16 protein-coding genes are annotated in these 15,101 nt (G+C 61.1%); 7 read left to right on the top strand and 9 right to left on the bottom strand.

Annotated features, from left to right (window positions below):
- Window positions 1-13: 13 nt before the first annotated feature.
- Both BM344_RS10815 and BM344_RS10810 read left to right on the top strand, forming a co-directional pair.
- Window positions 14-901 (top strand): alpha/beta fold hydrolase, encoded by an 888-nt coding sequence (locus BM344_RS10815; RefSeq protein ID WP_091989499.1) that lies wholly within the window; start codon window positions 14-16, stop codon window positions 899-901.
- A 148-nt stretch (window positions 902-1,049) separates the two neighbouring features.
- A complete protein-coding gene (locus tag BM344_RS10810) occupies window positions 1,050-2,114 on the top strand; it encodes an AraC family transcriptional regulator (protein WP_091989496.1) in 1,065 nt (354 codons plus the stop codon).
- A 3-nt stretch (window positions 2,115-2,117) separates the two neighbouring features.
- Here BM344_RS10810 and queE read toward each other — a convergent pair whose 3' ends face one another.
- On the bottom strand, window positions 2,118-2,774 hold the full coding sequence (gene queE / locus BM344_RS10805) for a 7-carboxy-7-deazaguanine synthase (RefSeq protein ID WP_091989493.1): 657 nt from the start codon (window positions 2,772-2,774) through the stop codon (window positions 2,118-2,120).
- Window positions 2,774-3,442: a 7-cyano-7-deazaguanine synthase QueC gene (queC, locus tag BM344_RS10800; RefSeq protein WP_091989490.1), complete on the bottom strand. Its 669-nt coding sequence runs from the start codon at window positions 3,440-3,442 to the stop codon at window positions 2,774-2,776. Before queC ends, queE begins: the two co-directional genes overlap by 1 nt.
- 186 nt (window positions 3,443-3,628) lie before the next feature.
- Here queC and BM344_RS10795 point away from each other — a divergent pair, with 186 nt between their 5' ends.
- On the top strand, window positions 3,629-4,162 hold the full coding sequence (locus BM344_RS10795) for a 3'-5' exonuclease (RefSeq protein ID WP_091989487.1): 534 nt from the start codon (window positions 3,629-3,631) through the stop codon (window positions 4,160-4,162).
- Window positions 4,163-4,177: 15 nt separating this feature from the next.
- On the opposite strand, the gene BM344_RS10790 is transcribed toward BM344_RS10795, so the two are convergent.
- Window positions 4,178-4,417: a hypothetical protein gene (locus tag BM344_RS10790; RefSeq protein ID WP_091991016.1), complete on the bottom strand. Its 240-nt coding sequence runs from the start codon at window positions 4,415-4,417 to the stop codon at window positions 4,178-4,180.
- Window positions 4,418-4,958: 541 nt separating this feature from the next.
- On the opposite strand from BM344_RS10790, the gene BM344_RS10785 reads away from it, so the two are divergent.
- Complete coding sequence (locus BM344_RS10785) at window positions 4,959-5,231, top strand: hypothetical protein (protein ID WP_091989484.1); 273 nt, start codon at window positions 4,959-4,961, stop codon at window positions 5,229-5,231.
- Window positions 5,232-5,264: 33 nt separating this feature from the next.
- Here the strand turns inward: BM344_RS10785 and BM344_RS10780 are convergent, their stop codons facing one another.
- The 3 genes from BM344_RS10780 to BM344_RS10770 are packed head-to-tail and all read right to left on the bottom strand — an operon-like array spanning window position 5,265 to window position 9,747.
- On the bottom strand, window positions 5,265-5,678 hold the full coding sequence (locus BM344_RS10780) for a response regulator (protein WP_091989482.1): 414 nt from the start codon (window positions 5,676-5,678) through the stop codon (window positions 5,265-5,267).
- 13 nt (window positions 5,679-5,691) lie between these two features.
- Window positions 5,692-6,249, bottom strand: coding sequence for a hypothetical protein (locus BM344_RS10775; protein ID WP_091989479.1), 558 nt, complete (start codon window positions 6,247-6,249; stop codon window positions 5,692-5,694).
- Window positions 6,250-6,279: 30 nt separating this feature from the next.
- Window positions 6,280-9,747, bottom strand: coding sequence for a response regulator (locus BM344_RS10770; protein ID WP_091991014.1), 3,468 nt, complete (start codon window positions 9,745-9,747; stop codon window positions 6,280-6,282).
- Window positions 9,748-9,948: 201 nt separating this feature from the next.
- On the opposite strand from BM344_RS10770, the gene BM344_RS10765 reads away from it, so the two are divergent.
- Window positions 9,949-11,019, top strand: a complete 1,071-nt coding sequence (locus tag BM344_RS10765) for a hypothetical protein (protein WP_091989475.1) — start codon at window positions 9,949-9,951, stop codon at window positions 11,017-11,019.
- Here the strand turns inward: BM344_RS10765 and BM344_RS10760 are convergent.
- Window positions 11,016-11,273 carry a hypothetical protein gene (locus BM344_RS10760; RefSeq protein ID WP_091989472.1) on the bottom strand — a complete coding sequence of 86 codons (258 nt, stop codon included), beginning with the start codon at window positions 11,271-11,273 and terminating at the stop codon, window positions 11,016-11,018. The two genes, BM344_RS10765 and BM344_RS10760, sit on opposite strands and share 4 nt — an antisense overlap.
- Window positions 11,274-11,469: 196 nt before the next feature.
- Between BM344_RS10760 and BM344_RS10755 the strand changes: the two genes are divergently transcribed.
- Entirely contained in the window at window positions 11,470-11,814 is a 345-nt protein-coding gene (locus tag BM344_RS10755; protein ID WP_091989469.1) for a hypothetical protein, read from the top strand.
- A 10-nt stretch (window positions 11,815-11,824) separates the two neighbouring features.
- Here BM344_RS10755 and BM344_RS10750 read toward each other — a convergent pair whose 3' ends face one another.
- Window positions 11,825-13,111, bottom strand: coding sequence for a serine hydrolase domain-containing protein (locus tag BM344_RS10750; RefSeq protein ID WP_091989466.1), 1,287 nt, complete (start codon window positions 13,109-13,111; stop codon window positions 11,825-11,827).
- Window positions 13,112-13,232: 121 nt separating this feature from the next.
- Window positions 13,233-14,423 carry a GGDEF domain-containing protein gene (locus BM344_RS10745; RefSeq protein WP_228143594.1) on the bottom strand — a complete coding sequence of 397 codons (1,191 nt, stop codon included), beginning with the start codon at window positions 14,421-14,423 and terminating at the stop codon, window positions 13,233-13,235.
- Window positions 14,424-14,600: 177 nt separating this feature from the next.
- Between BM344_RS10745 and ybaK the strand changes: the two genes are divergently transcribed.
- Window positions 14,601-15,071 carry a Cys-tRNA(Pro) deacylase gene (gene ybaK, locus BM344_RS10740; RefSeq protein WP_091989461.1) on the top strand — a complete coding sequence of 157 codons (471 nt, stop codon included), beginning with the start codon at window positions 14,601-14,603 and terminating at the stop codon, window positions 15,069-15,071.
- Window positions 15,072-15,101: the final 30 nt, after the last annotated feature.

Below are 15,101 nucleotides of genomic sequence, written 5' to 3'. Positions count from 1 at the left end.
TGGTGGTTTAACTATGCAGATTCCCGCACCCAATCTCTGGCCCGCTGCCCGCACAGGCCAACGCCTGCTGGTGGGCGCCCGCCGTCGCGAAACCACAGTGGATGGTCACCGACTGGTCTTCCTGGAGCGGGGCAAGCCCGGGGACGGCGTACCTACTATTGTGCTGGTTCATGGCTTTGCTGCCATGAAGGAGAACTGGGCCCTTTGGCTCCAGACGTTGCCCAGGCACTGGCACCTGCTGGTCCCCGACCTGCCCGGCTTCGGCGAGAGCAGTTATTGCAGTGACGCCAACTACCGGTATGAGACCCAGGCCAGTCGCCTGCACCAGTGGCTGGCACGAGTGCCAACGGACAACCTGCACCTGGCCGGCAGCTCCATGGGGGGCGCCATCGTGGCGGTTCTTGCCCACCGGCTGGATCCGGCGCCCAGGTCCGTCACCCTGCTTAATAGTGCCGGTATCCCCGAGCACGCGGAAGTGGACGTGACAGCTCCAGTGAAATCCGACCGAGACGACATCCTGATTCCCCGGGACTGGAAAGGCGTCTACCGGATGTTCAACAGCGTCGGTACGGGCAAACCCTCGCTGTCGGCCCTTACCATGGCAGGCCTGCTTGGCCCGGATCTCCTGGACCGGACCCCGTCCTTGCGGCACATATTCGACGACATGCTGGCAGACGGGTTCGCACCCGTGCGCTACCTGGGGCCACAAACACCGCCACTTCAGGTGCAGTGGGGCGACCGCGATGTGATCACGCCCACCCGCTGTGTGGACTGGTTCCAATCGGCAACCCCCCATGCGGAAATCCATATGTTCCGGGGTGTCGGGCATCTGCCAATGCTGGAAACGCCCTGGCGCTCGGCCGCCGTTCTACAACGTTTTGTTCAGCATCACAGCCGGTAGGTCAAGCGCCCGGGTCCCATGGTAATTGGCCTTTCGGGCCATTCGCTCCGTCAACCCGGTCATGGGGGAAACGCACCGAACAGGCCATAATCCTCAGAACTACGCCATTGGCGACATAACAAGAACAGAACCAGACGAGGAATTCCCCATGCGCGCCTCCGTTTCAACCGCACAGGACCTGGGCATGCCGGCCATCTACCTGCATCTGCTGGCCGAGCTGCTTCGCAGTATCGGCGTGGACGAGCAGGACCTTCTGCTCCGGGTCGGCCTGGATCCGGCCAGGCTGGATTCCACCGACCTTCGGGTCAGCCAGCCCCAGGCCAGTGAATTCGTCACCCGGGCCATCATCGAGAGTGGCGAGCCGGGTCTCGGCATTCTGCTGGCGAAGGAGCTGAAGCTGCCACTGCACGGTGCCCTTGGCACCGCCGTCATGAGCAGCCGCACGCTGGGCGATGCCCTGGAACTGATGACCCGCTACCTGACTCTGCGAGTGCCACACCTGCAGGTTCGCAAGCGGGAGAATGCCGGCCTGGCCTGCTACCAGGTAACCTGCGACGTTGACCTCGGCCCACTGCACGGTTTCATCATGGACGCCATGCTGTTCGGCTGCGTATCCATGGGTGCCCAGCTCACCGGTTCAGTGGTGGACGGCCTGAAGATTCTCCGGCGTGGCCCTGAGCCGGCCTATTTCCGCCGGTTCCGTTCACAGATCCCGGTGCCGGTGGAATTCGACGCGACCGAGAATGCGCTGGTTGTGCCCGCCGCACGCCTGGCAATGCCGGTCCGCTTCACCGACGACCAACTGGCGGCGTCTTCCCGGGCCCAGTGCGAGGAAGCTCTTCGCCAGTTGACCGAGGATGCCGGATTTTCCTGCCGGGTCAGGCGGGTGATTGAGACCAGCCACCCATTCCCGCCGAAACTGGCGAGGGTCGCGGGCACCCTGTTTGTCTCCGAACGCACCCTGAAGCGGCGATTGCAGGAAGAGCAGGCCAGTTTTCAGCAACTGGTGGACGAGGTAAGACTGGACCGGGCCGGGGACCTGCTTCGTAACTCGGGCCTGAACCTGAGCCAGATTGCAGACGCCCTGGGCTATGCCGACGCCGCCAACTTTACCCGGGCGTTCAAGCGCTGGACCGGCACCAGCCCGAGCCAGTACCGTACTCAGGCCGACCGATCCGCAACACCGGCACAACAGGCGCTGGCGGCGGATTAACAATCAATCGATACCAACAATCTTGTGCATCTGCAGGGTCAAGCGCCACTGCGGATGCGCCAGACAGTAGTCGGTGGCCAGCCTGGTGTTGCTCTGTTTGATTTCATCCTGACCAGACGCCGGTGCCGACGGTGATGCCATGGGTGACAGAAAATAGTGTTGGGCACTAATCGACAGGAATCGCTCGGGCAGTGCCAGTGGTTGGGGATAGACCAGCTTGACTTCATCGCAACGGCGGATCACCACCTCGGCATCGGCCTTGGGGCTGACACACAGCCAGTCAATGCCTTCGGGGGCAGGCAGGGTGCCGTTGGTCTCAACCCCCACCTCCAGACCCTGGCGATGGAAGGCATCAATCAACGCCCCGTCGAGTTGCAGCAGCGGCTCACCACCGGTACAGACCACGTAGGGGCGACCACCGGCGTGCGGCCACAAGCCCCTGATGTGCAGCGCCAGGGCCTCGGCGGTTTCAAAACGACCACCGTTCTGGCCATCGGTGCCGACAAAATCGGTATCACAGAAGTTGCACACTGCCCCGGCACGGTCCTTTTCACGACCGGTCCACAGGTTGCACTTGCTGAAACGGCAGAACACCGCGGCACGACCTGCCTGGGCACCTTCGCCCTGGAGCGTGTAGAACGCTTCCTTGACCCGATACATCAGTGCGCCACCTCATAGTCCAGTGGGTCCGTCACCCCGTTGGCGGCGAATGCCTCCAGGCGCTCAACGCAGGAGCCGCAGCGGCCGCAGGCCCGCTCACGACCGTTATAGCAGGTCCAGGTGTGGCGGTAATCAAGCCCGAGGCGGAGACCTTCCGCCAGTATCTGACCCTTGTCCATGGCCATAAACGGCGCTTCTATGCCCACCGCTTCGTAATTGGCGATGCGACAAACCGCATCCATTTTCGCCACGAATTCCGGACGGCAGTCCGGATAGATGGCATGGTCCCCGCCATGGGCCCCGTACCAGACGGCACCGGCACCCACGGTTACCGCGTAGCCGGTGGCCAGTGACAGCAGGATCATGTTGCGGTTGGGGACCACGGTCGCCTTCATGCTGTCTTCCTGATAATGCCCCTCGGGCACCTGCAGGTCCGAGGTCAGCGACGATCCCGCCATGACCACCTCGCTCATGGCGCGAATATCGATGGTCTGGTGGGGAATGCCATGAGCCTCGCACACCGAACGGGCGCAATCCAGTTCGCGCACATGGCGCTGGCCGTAATTGAAGGACAGGGCATGCACCTGATAGCCCCGGCTGCGCGCCAGGTGCAGCAGGGTGTAGGAGTCCATACCTCCGGAATAGATTACAACCACGGTGTCAGTCATTCGGGCTCCCCGTATGGTGCGCTTGGGTTCTTGGTGGTTTACTGTCGCGCCCTGTGTCGGACGCTGTCATCGGGCTTTTACATGGAGTGGACATATTGTAACAGTGCAGGCACAGGTTGGGTTCGCGTCTCGGGTTCGGGGCGGGTAAACTCGGCTAAAAAACAACGGATCAACTACACTGGCCCCATGACCACGACGCGCCCGGCATTCATCGACTTCGAGGCCTCCAGCCTCGACCTGATCGCGAGCTATCCGATTGAGGTAGGCATCTGTATGCCGGACGGAACCCTGCACAGCTGGCTGATCTGCCCCCACGTGCTATGGCAGGACTGGTCGGACAGTGCCGAACAGATCCACGGCATAACCCGACAGACGCTCAAGGCAGAGGGCAGGCCGGTCAGCGAAGTGGCCCAGGCACTCAATGAGCTGTTGCCCGACCAGGTATTCTGCGACGCCTGGACGTTCGACAGTTTCTGGCTGCACCGCCTGTTCCGGGCAGCCCGCATTCGCCCTCAGTTCCAGCTGGAATCCATCTCGGTGCTGCTCAACACCCGGCAGGTCCGTCAATGGTCGGCCATGCGTCAACGGGTCATCGGCGAGCTGGGCCTGCCGGTACACCGTGCGGCCAATGACGCCCTGATCCTGCACAAAACCTGGGAGCGAATGACGATCGAGGGGGAATCCGTGGCGTCAATGGCAGGTCAGGACCGTCAGGCCTGAATCCTGCGCAGACCCTCAATGCCGGGCGCGCCGCACCCGCAGGGCGAGGACTTCCAGACCATCCCGCAGGGTATTGAGGGTCCAGTAGCTCACCAGCGCCATCAATCCCGCGCCGATCACCGTAAATGCCAGGTTTTCGCCGACGACCTGCTGTCGGGCAACCAGCAGGTACACGCCCAGGGCTAATATCAGGGCAACCTCGACGAGGGCATGGGAATGAAATTTTCTGCGTGCTAATCCGGGGTCTTCGGACATGATGTTCGGTTTCAACCTCTGTACTTGCGATCAATGGATCCTTAGGTCGCAAATTATCCTCTGAACAGAGCTTAAACTCAGTACGAAGTACCGGCTACGAGGTTTCCACTACGCAAAAAAAACGCAGCCCACAGGGCTGCGTAGAAAGGAGAGATCCATCAACTGCCTGGCGCGGCAGGCAGTCGGGATTGCACAACGTAAAACACGTGACACTTACAATTATCGCAACCCGTCCCGACCCCGTCTGTAGGGGTTTGCCGAAGAGCGTGGACTATTGCAAAAGGCCAGAGAGCCGATACACTGAGAGTCGAACCGAAACACCAGAGCCGGTATGACCAGAATGATTCCACAAAGCATTGTTTACGCCACAGCAGGCCGCCGCGCAGCGCAGTCTGTTCGTGCCATGGTGAAAGACATCTAACGGCTTTCGGTCAGTCCCGGGAGCCTTCGCAGCGACCGGGCCAGCTTCTCCGCGAAACCCCGGTTGCCCTCGGCTCCGGGGTTTTTGTTTTTGCAGCCGCAAAACGACAAGGAGAACATCATGAGAAGACATCCGACCACTCGCGCAGCAAACCAGCCCATGGCCAACCGCCAGGGCCCGATCAAGCGTCCGGAAAAGCTGCCGCTGCTGGATGCGATCTGCAAGAAACTCAATCAGCGCGTCAATCTGGATGACGAGCAGCGGGTGCTGGGCGTGTACGAGCGGGGCTGGATTTTCAAAGGGGTACTGGGCAACCTGAACGATTCCGAAGCACGGTATGTCCGGGCTCTGGCCACCCGCTACAACTCCTGGATTGCCAAGCAGGTCGCCTGAATCTGTCGCTCGGGCATCGAGGGCCCGAACCGGTCAGTGACGCCGGTTCAGGCCCTGCATCAGGGCCATGTCTCCACCGTGCACCATGGCGTAATTGTTGACCACATCGTGAATTTTCTCCTGGGAATAGGGTTTCACCACGTAGCCGTTGGCGCCGGCACTGATCGCCCGCTGGATACTTTCGATGGAATCGTCGGCCGTCACCAGCACGATGTGCTGCTGTTCCCGGGCAGCCTTGAACTCCCCCATCAACTCATGGCCATCACCGTCCGGAAGACCCAGATCCAGCAGGATAATGTGGTATTCACCGGCAGCAAACGCCGCCCGGGCCGAAGTCGCATCCACGCATTCTTTCACCTGGGTGGCACCGGCCTCATAAAGCATCCTTACCAGCCGCTCCCGCATCAACGGTTCGTCTTCCACAACCAGTACACTCAAATCTGTCATTGAGTCACTCCTGTCAAACTGTTGGGTCATTGCCCGTGCGGCGCGGCAGATCGAGCGGCACCGGGCGATTCCGGCCTGAATTCGTCTGATCCCGCCCGGACTCCGACTCCTCGGAGCCGGCAGCGGTGGCATGATCACCAAAGCGAGTCAGCAGATTACTGATACTCACGGCCGTGGTATAGAGGGAAATGGCAATGATCAGCAGGACCGGCTGGACGAAGGTGACAAATCCCGGAACGTCCGTGCTTCCCAGAATACTGAGGATCAGGATGATGGCCGGGCCCAGCACCAGGAACAAGGTGAGGGCAATGAAGAAAACAATCCGTTCCTTGTATCGGCCCAGATCACGATTGGTAACCAGGCCCAGAACAAACTTGCCGATGGCCAGGCCGGCGAGAATGGCCGCCGCGATGCTCAGGTCCGGTCGCAACAGGGCCTCATAAAGACGCCCTTCCCACAGGCGCTGCATCCCGATCACCAGGAACGGGAAAAGCACGAACAGGATGTCCGCGTAGGTTCCGTACATCATGCTCAGGGACTGGTGTTCTTTACGTTCCGGCAGATCACTCATGGGCTGGTTCCTTGGTTTTCCTGGCGCCTGTCAGTTTCGGGTCTCGGCCGCCGCCAGGGCACGGTCTATCATTTCACCAAGTCCGGCAAGTTCGCTGCGAACCCGGTCCCAGTCTGGCTCGGTGGTCTTCAGCAGCTCTTCCAGCTGGCCCGCCTGGCGGGTCATCAGCGGATACCCCATGGCGCCGGCCGTACCCTTGATCTGGTGGGCCTCGGTTTTCAGGGTCTCCCGGTCGCGCCGGGCCAGCGCCCGTTCCATAGTGGCACGGCGCTCCGACAGCCCGTCCAGAAAACGGGCGATCAGGTCCGCGATTTCCGCGTCTTCGTCGCTGGCGTCCGACGCTTCCAGCATGGCACCCAACAGACGATCGAGCAACGAGGTAAGATGGGCCTGGTCGATCGGCTTGTTCAATACGCCGTCACAACCGGCCTCCAGCAGGGCATCAATCTCCTGCTGGTCACCGGCGGTAAAGGCGATGACCGGCCGCCGAAAACCCGCCTGGCGCAACAACCCGGTGGCGGCAACACCGTCCATACCCGGCATATGCCGGTCCATGAGAACCAGATGCACGGTATCGGAGAGGGCCGTTCGAACCGCCTCCTCGCCACTCGTGACCGATACAACCTCCAGGCCCTGCCGACGGAGCATGCGTTCCACCAGCTGCCGGTTATCGTCATTGTCCTCGGCCACCAGGACCCGGCCCTGGTACCGCTTTGCCGCTACTGAGGGACTGTCGGGACTGACCGTCAGGTAACGGGCCAGGGTTTCGTAGAAGCGTTGTTTATCGATCGGCTTGGCCAGGTGTTCATTGCAGCCGGCCAGACGGTAATCGGCGATATCCTCCGACATTACGTTGGCGGTGAGTGCGATCACCGGTGTGTTGACTCCGGCCTCGCGCAGCGCCGCGGTCGCATCCCGGCCATTCATGACCGGCATCTGGATATCCATCAGGATCAGGTCGAAACGCTCACGAATGGCCAGCTCGAGGGCTTCGGCACCATTGCTGGCGTGCACCAGCTCCGCGCCAGTGCGGGCCACCAGCAGGGAAACCAGGCGGCGATTCACCTCGTTGTCCTCGGCACAGAGGATGCGGCCGGACAGCGCCGGTGCCACCACCATGGGAATGGCCCGCCGCCGCTGGCTCAGCTCCGAGGCATCGCGCAGGAAGTGCACGCCGTCCAGAGCACCGGTCCGGATCGAAAGCTCGAACTCGCTGCCCTCGCCGTAGGTGCTGTCGACCCGGATACTGCCGCCCAGCAGTTCCGCCAGCCGTCGCGAAATGCTCAGACCCAGGCCGGTGCCGCCGTACTGACGGGAAATGGCAGCACTGCCCTGGGCGAAGGGGTCGAACAACCTCTGCAGCTGTTCGGGCTTCATTCCGATGCCGGTGTCCACCACCCGGGCCACCAGCCGTTGCTGGTCACGGTCGCAGCGCACAGCCAGGGAAATCGATCCTTTCTCAGTGAATTTCAGAGCATTTCCGCACAGATTGATAATAATCTGCCGTAATCGTGTGGGGTCGGTCTGAATCCGTTCCGGCAGCGGATACTCGCAGACAATGCTGAAATCCAGACCCTTCTCCCGGGCCCTCGGGGCGAAGAACGCCCGGATCTCGTCGAGCAGCTCCGGCAGGTTCACCGAGACAATGTCCACGTCCAGTTTGTTGGCGTCGATCTTGGAGTGATCGAGGATGTCGTTAACCAGATCCAGTAGATGGCGACCACTTCGCACCACCGTTTCGGCGCTGCCTCGCTTTTCCGGTTCGGTCAGGTCCGGGTCCAGCAGCGTTTCCCCGTAACCGATGATCGCCGCCAGCGGCGTACGGATCTCGTGGCTCATGTTAGCGAGGAACTGGCTCTTCGCCTCCGCTGAGTTGCGGGCCAGCTCCTTTTCCAGCCGCTCCTGTTCGCGCTCTCGCTCGATCTTCTGCCGGTTGTGGCTCTCGGTGGCATCGATGCAGGTGCCTTCCAGATGGGTAGGCTCGCCATTGGCGTCGTACACCGTGTGCAGGGAAATAGTGGCCCAGCGCTCGTCGCCGTTGCGGGTTCGGTAACGGGCTTCGATGCCCTTGACTGTACCCCGGGCTTCCAGCTGCTCTACCACCAGCCGGCGCAGGCGTTCGTCGGCTATGCAGGTTTCCAGCACATCGGGATTATGCCGGAGCAGCTCGCCGCTGCTGCTGTAACCTAGCAGTCGGGCCATGGCCGGATTGGCCGTGACAAAACGGCGCTCCGGCGACATCTGGAACACGCCTTCGATGGCATTGTCGAAAAGCGACTGATAGCGCTGCAGATTCGAAAGGGCCCGCTGGCTCCAGCCCAGGGCTTCGGCCTGCACCTGCTTTATTCGGTCGGCCAGGGCAAAGGAGAACAGGATGATCTGTCCGGTCAGGCCGAACTGCGGTGAATAGTTGGTGAAGGTGTTCAGGGGCAGCACGCCCATCACCGTAAGCGCGTAAATACCAAAACCCACCAGAGCCAGGGTCCAGGCAAAAAAGTAGGATCGGGCCGCCGGATTGTAGTACCGCCAGGACAGGTAGCTGACGACGATCATGATCATACTGAGCAGAATGGAACCGACAACGATCCACTCCATGGCCACGTGATAGGGCAGGAACAGGGAGAGCACGAAGGTGACTACCACCGAATACAGGCACAGGCGGATCACCTGGTCCAGATCGTTGGAACGCTCCCGGGTTTCCAGCAACGACCTCGCCATCAACAGGCCCCAGAACCAGGTCAGGATGATCTGAAAATGCAGGTACTGTTTGTCGAACAGGGCGGGTCGGTTCTCGAGGAGCTGGACGCCATGGACCTGCTCGGTGAAGATGAACACGGTTGCCGACACCAGATAGAGCACATAGTAGATATTGCTGCGCTCGCGAACTGACACCGCTACAAAGAGGTTGTAAGCCAGGATGGCCAGCACAGCGCCCAGGAGGATGCCGCGCACCAGTTCGTCCACGGATACTTTTTCGATGTAGCTGTCTGGATGCCAGAGACTGATGGGAAGACGGAAGGTATTGGTGTTGGTGACCCGCAGGTAGAGCCGGTTCAGCGTTCCGGGCGCAACCTCCAGCCGGAATGTGGGGTTGGGCACCGCCAGATCGCGGTCGGCCCAGTTGTCCTCGTAACCGGCGCGGCGAACTTCAACCAGACTGTTATCCCGCACCATGTACAGCGCCACTTCGTCGACCAGGGGCAGGGCCAGCTCCAGAATCCAGTCGTGCTGGTCGAGGCCGGTGGCAGCCCTCAGATCCACGCGTACCCAGTAAGCGGATTCGGTGTATCCGAAATTGAGCACCCCACCCTCATGAAGGGTGAACGCCTGCTCGCCCAGATCGCGCACCTCATCGAGGGTCAGTGTCTGCGCCGGATCCTCCAGGTACCAGATGCACCCACCCAGATTGCGGATGCTCCCGATCCCGTCGTCCAGCATTACCTCCCCCTCGCGACAGGTGTCAGCGGCGCCCGCCGGGATGGGCGCCAATGCCGTCATCAGGAGCACAAGGGCCAGCAGCCAGTAGCAGGCCGCCGCGGGTGCCCATTCAAACCGTTGCCGCAAAATGTGATCTCCGCGAGAGTAGATGGCGGTTTTTTATTTTACTCTCTCAAGCCACCGGTGGCCGAGAACAGGGTTCCAGCCCCGGAGATCACTTTAGCCTGTTACACCTGTTTTCGCATCCCGGGGCCTTTCGAAATGAGACATTCCTGCACGTTCGCCGCTATTTACGCCACCCTGGTTGCGCTGAGCGGATGCGGCCTCGAAGATACCGGGCCGTCGGCGTTCAATCCCGCCACCGATGTGGACCTCACTTTCTCCAGTTTCGACCTGGAAAACACCGATACCGCCCCGGACAACCTGGCCAACACCCGCTTCTGGCATTTCTACCGGGGCATACAGCCGGCCGACGACAACGCCGACGACCGTGAGACCGCTCGAGAAATCCGTCGCCACATCGACATCTTCATCGGGGCCACACCCAGCGAATCGGGCGCCAGCTACGTTCGGGTGCGCAACCCGCTGGATCTGATGAACCAGGTTCTGGCGTCCGGCGAAGTGACCAATTTCCAGGAAGGCAAACGATACATTCGCCAGCGGATTGCCGACGGCGCCGGGGGCACCTACAACACCCGCGGCAACGGCGCCCAGATCCGCTTCACCGATCAGAACGCGGCGCTGGCGAACCAGCCTCTGAACGACCAGCTCTGGATCTACCCGACTCTGGACTGGCGCTACCTGCCCGAAGGACCCGAGGGCAATGACCTGGACAACAAGGTGTACCGGACTATCCAGTATGTCAGCCGCAGCGTTCCGGAAGAGCAGAAGGCGGAACAGCCGGAACTGGTCAGCGTACTGGCAGGGAGCCGGTTTGATGCCAATCGGTTCATGGAACTGGGCTACAGCCCCGCCGAATTTGCCACGGCGGATTACCTGAGTCGCAGCTTCGGTAGTATCGAATTGCGCCAGGATTTCATCGCCGAGAATACCGACACCCTGTTTATCAAGAGCGGGGACGCAGAGGTGATCGGTCTTGATCGCTACCCTGGCTACAGCGGGGCGGACAACAGTCCGGACTGTCTGAGGGTGGAACTGGACTACAACATGGAGCGGGTGCGGATATTCGCCTCGGACGGGGAACCGGCCCGCATCGACGATCCGGACTCATCGGACGACCAGGACACCATCCCCAATCCTGATAACTGCACCTACCAGGAAGACGCCGACGCGGTGACAGACTGGGCCACGGTCCCCGTTACCGGGCGCTAGTCGACACCGCCGTTAAGATCCCAGTTCTGCAGGAAGCCTTTTTTCCGGTCGATCAACCGTTCGTAGGTGGAGATCATGATGGCCGCGTGCGGAGACTTTACCAGTCGCAGGGTCTCGATACGGCGCTCCAGGCGCTCAACCTCGGAGCGGACCTGCTGGTGTACGTGATGGCGAACACTGTCGTGGTGGTCCAGCTTGACTTCACGGTGGGCGCCAGGCTGTTCTGGCTGGGGCGGTGCGTGGGGCTTGTCCATTCGGCTTCTCGTCCATTGAGTCGTGATAGATCCCTTTCCCGTTTCGCCAGTCTGCACAAGTGCCTGACAGACTGCAATAAAAATGAATAGAGTTTCACTTTTATTTCTGCGCCGGTGCCGGTCTTCCTCTCATCCACACGATCAAAGCCCTGCTATAGTTCCGTCTGGATCCATTTTTTTTCAGACGGGAGCTCCCATGACCCAGACCTCCGTGGCGGATACGCTCCGTGAATATTCGTCGCTGCTGGAACTGCTCGACGACGCCTACTGGGAGGCCAGTAGCATTCACCACAAGGACATGCTGTACGACATCATCAGCATCTTCAGCCAGGAAGTGGCTGAGATCAACAAGCTCAGCATCCAGGATCACCATTACCCCTACGAGGTGATCACCGAGGGCATACGCCGCGTGGTTCCTAAACTGGAGCGGCTCGACGAAAACCGCGAGGACGTCATACAGCGGACCCAGACCCTGACCGATTTCCGCGACATCCTGTCCTCTGTGCTGGGCATTCTGGAAGCCCAGCTGAGGACCCTGTGAGGCGACCTTCTCAGGCGGCCACCCGGGGACGCTGATGTTCCGGAACCAGGGGAAACTGCTTGCCCACGGTGTAGACAAATTTTGCCAACGCGGGTAAGTGGTGCCCCACAATCGGAAAGCCGGTGTTGAGCAGACTGACCGAGATGTCCCTGGCCGCATCTGCCCAGCACAGTTTGTTGATCAGCCCGACATGGCCGAAGGCGAACCGGCTCTGGGGGCCCCATAGGCCCACCGGGTTGCCGCCGAGCATCATGCCCGCGCTGAAGCGCATGGGGATCATCATGGTGCGATCAATCTGCAGGGACCCGAACTGTTGAATGGCCCGCCGTACGGTGATCTCACTGCATACCCGTCGGCCGTTCCAGACCCCGCCGTTGAGCATCATCTGGAAGAACCGACCCATTTCCTCGGCGGTCCCGCACAGGTTTCCGGCCGGGATGACCGCCTCCTGGAACCGGGGATCGTTAGTCACCGCTTCCACGGTGCGAATGTCACCGCCAAGGGCCCGGTTAACCACCCAGGAGACCGGAAACCGCGGCCTGGGCCCGGTAGCGTAATTGCTGGCCAGGTCGCCCAGATGCTCCGGGGCAATGCCATAGGTAAACCACTTCATACCCATGGGCTGGCGGAGATGGCGATCCAGATAGTTCTCGATGCTGTCGCCGGTGACGCTCTCCAGCACCCGCTGGAGCACAAAGCCGCCGGTAATGGCGTGGTAGGCTACCTTGGCACCGTCCACTTCCACCGGCCGCGCGGCGCACAACAGCCGCCAGATCTCGTCACGGTTCCAGAGCACATCGATCGGGGTTTCCCGGGGAATGGCGGGTATACCGCCTCGATGGGACAGTATCTGATGGACGGTGATGGTGCGCTTGCCATTGCTGGCGAATTCCGGGCAATAGTAGGACACCGGATCCATCAGGTTAACCAGGCCCTGTTCCGCCAGCATGTGCATGAGCAACGCCGTGACCGCCTTGGATGCGGAGAAATAGCAGATGGGCGTGTCCGTGGTCATCGGCACCGGTACCGCATTGGCCGGGTCGTCAGGCCCATTGCCACTGGCGTGGCCAATGGCGCGGTGCAGCACCTGCTCCCCCCGGTGGCGGATTGAGATCTGGATGCCCGGATGGACACCGGTGCGGTACAGGCTCTGCACGCTGCGCCACAGAGCCTCAACCGTTTGCCCACTGATGCCCACCGCCTCCGGATGCTCACCCGCAGTGTCCCGGAAGGTCACGGCCTCGAGGTCGTCGGGCACACGGCAGGTATGTAGTGCATAGCGGGCGATTCGATTCATGGGCAAGACCTTTTTACTGGACGGAAGTTTTCTGACTATCTTTCATCTTACCGCCAAAATCCGCATTGGCCGAATCACGGGCGTGAGGATGTCAGGGCTTCCACCCGGCAGCGCATCGGCATCACGGTGCCTTTCTGACCTGTTGATGCAAGTGGGCAAGAGCGACGCAGTTCCGACCCCGATCCTTGGCCAGGTACATGGCCCTGTCAGCGGCAGCGCACAGGGCAGGTACCGAGACGCCGTGGTCCGGATAAACGGCAATCCCCACACTGATGGTGAGAGGCACCGACTGGCCGTCGCCCAGGGGCTGGGCTGAAGAAGAAACCCGTTTGCGGAGGCGCTCTGCGGTCTCACGGGCCTCTTCCAGGTCCATTTCCGGCAGCACGATGACAAACTCCTCCCCGCCAAACCGACCGATGGAATCGACGCTCCGGACGCTACGCTCGAGCAGGCGGCTCACCGACCGGAGCACCGAGTCGCCAGCGGCGTGGCCGTAGGTGTCATTGATGTCCTTGAAGTGATCGAAATCGATCCAGAGCAGGGCCATCGGGCGCTGATAGCGCCGGGCCCGTTCGAGCTCTTCTTCCATCACGCGCGACAGTTCCCGGCGGTTGTAGAGCCCGGTCAGCGGATCCCGTGTCGCCAGTTCCGCCAGTTCACTTTCCAGCGCCTTCCGGTCGGAGATGTCCAGCACGATCCCTTCCAGAATCACGGTGCCATTTTCCTCTTCCACACCCCGGCCCCGTTCCCAGACCCATATCCGGCTGCCATCCCGGCGGGTAAGGCCGTATTCCAGCGAAAAGGATTCGCCACTGGCGACGGCGGCCTGCACGTCCGCGACCATTTGCTCGTTATCCTCAGGGTTGATAAGGCTGGCGTAACTGACCAGGCGGTTCTCCATCAGATCCTCTGGTTGGTAGCCGGTGAGCCGCACGCAGCCTTGCGACACAAACAGCATGGTCCACTGGGGATCGAACCGGCAGCGATAGGCCATGCCCGGCAGATTGTCCATGAGAACCTGGAGCTGCCGCTCGCGTTTACGCAGTGCCTCGCGCTGTCTGTGTTGGAGGGTCAGCAGTGACCGATCCTTGACCAGTTGGCGCAACAGGACCACAAACAGTACTGCGCCGGTGGCCAGTACAAAAAAGAAGCCCTTCCAGGTCTGGATCAGGGACAGGGTTTCCGGGTCAGGAAACCAGGCCTCGACGGCACGATCGGAAAACGCAATCCACGCCACGCCCACCACGAGATACAGCAGCGCCGCCCATGTCGCCCTCCGGAGGGGGGTCTGGTTATCCGTCAATCTGGTCATTCCCTGAGAGCTTTGCCGAGATGGCTCCATGAACGCACAGCCATCGGTGTTTGGAAGTTGGTGATGTACAAAAAATAGTCATAACGGCACGCCACGTCGAGGAACAAATAGCCGAAAGTTGTTGAAGGGCTGCGCACCTGTTTTAATTTCCAGTTTCCATCCTGCAAGGAGCCAGGCATGACCCCCGGTATCAATGCCGCCCGCAAGGCAAACATACCCCATACCATTCACGAGTATGACCACGACCCGGCCAGCGAGAGCTACGGCACCGAAGCTGCAGAAAAGACCGGCGTGGATCCCGCCCGGGTATTCAAGACACTGGTCGTCGCCATCGACGGAAAGGACCTGGTGGTTGGCATAGTGCCGGTTACCGGACTGCTGAGCATGAAGCTGATCGCTCGAGCGGCCGGGGGCAAGAAGGCCGCCATGGCGGATAAAGCGCTGGTGGAGCGCGCCACCGGCTACGTGCTGGGCGGTGTCAGCCCCCTGGGCCAGAAAAAAAGGCTGAAAACCTTTATCGATGACTCGGCCCTGAACTTCGACACCATTTTTGTCAGCGCAGGGCGTCGGGGTCTGGAAATCGAGCTGGCGCCCCGGGACCTGGCAGAACTGGTTGGCGGCGGCTTTTTTCCGCTTCATCAGGAGTAGATCTGCGGCACAAAAAAACCGGACAACCGC

This window comes from Marinobacter gudaonensis (assembly GCF_900115175.1).
In the GTDB taxonomy this organism is placed as follows: Bacteria; Pseudomonadota; Gammaproteobacteria; order Pseudomonadales; family Oleiphilaceae; genus Marinobacter; species Marinobacter gudaonensis.
The sequence above is the reverse complement of the archived record's forward strand: the minus strand, read 5'-3'. Positions and strand labels throughout refer to the sequence as shown.

Coding starts and splice junctions, on each gene's coding strand:
- BM344_RS10815 (WP_091989499.1), top strand. CDS start 14: ATGCAGATTCCCGCACCCAATCTCTGGCCCGCTGCCCGCACAGGCCAA.
- BM344_RS10810 (WP_091989496.1), top strand. CDS start 1,050: ATGCGCGCCTCCGTTTCAACCGCACAGGACCTGGGCATGCCGGCCATC.
- queE (WP_091989493.1), bottom strand. CDS start 2,774: ATGTATCGGGTCAAGGAAGCGTTCTACACGCTCCAGGGCGAAGGTGCC.
- queC (WP_091989490.1), bottom strand. CDS start 3,442: ATGACTGACACCGTGGTTGTAATCTATTCCGGAGGTATGGACTCCTAC.
- BM344_RS10795 (WP_091989487.1), top strand. CDS start 3,629: ATGACCACGACGCGCCCGGCATTCATCGACTTCGAGGCCTCCAGCCTC.
- BM344_RS10790 (WP_091991016.1), bottom strand. CDS start 4,417: ATGTCCGAAGACCCCGGATTAGCACGCAGAAAATTTCATTCCCATGCC.
- BM344_RS10785 (WP_091989484.1), top strand. CDS start 4,959: ATGAGAAGACATCCGACCACTCGCGCAGCAAACCAGCCCATGGCCAAC.
- BM344_RS10780 (WP_091989482.1), bottom strand. CDS start 5,678: ATGACAGATTTGAGTGTACTGGTTGTGGAAGACGAACCGTTGATGCGG.
- BM344_RS10775 (WP_091989479.1), bottom strand. CDS start 6,249: ATGAGTGATCTGCCGGAACGTAAAGAACACCAGTCCCTGAGCATGATG.
- BM344_RS10770 (WP_091991014.1), bottom strand. CDS start 9,747: ATGACGGCATTGGCGCCCATCCCGGCGGGCGCCGCTGACACCTGTCGC.
- BM344_RS10765 (WP_091989475.1), top strand. CDS start 9,949: ATGAGACATTCCTGCACGTTCGCCGCTATTTACGCCACCCTGGTTGCG.
- BM344_RS10760 (WP_091989472.1), bottom strand. CDS start 11,273: ATGGACAAGCCCCACGCACCGCCCCAGCCAGAACAGCCTGGCGCCCAC.
- BM344_RS10755 (WP_091989469.1), top strand. CDS start 11,470: ATGACCCAGACCTCCGTGGCGGATACGCTCCGTGAATATTCGTCGCTG.
- BM344_RS10750 (WP_091989466.1), bottom strand. CDS start 13,111: ATGAATCGAATCGCCCGCTATGCACTACATACCTGCCGTGTGCCCGAC.
- BM344_RS10745 (WP_228143594.1), bottom strand. CDS start 14,423: ATGACCAGATTGACGGATAACCAGACCCCCCTCCGGAGGGCGACATGG.
- ybaK (WP_091989461.1), top strand. CDS start 14,601: ATGACCCCCGGTATCAATGCCGCCCGCAAGGCAAACATACCCCATACC.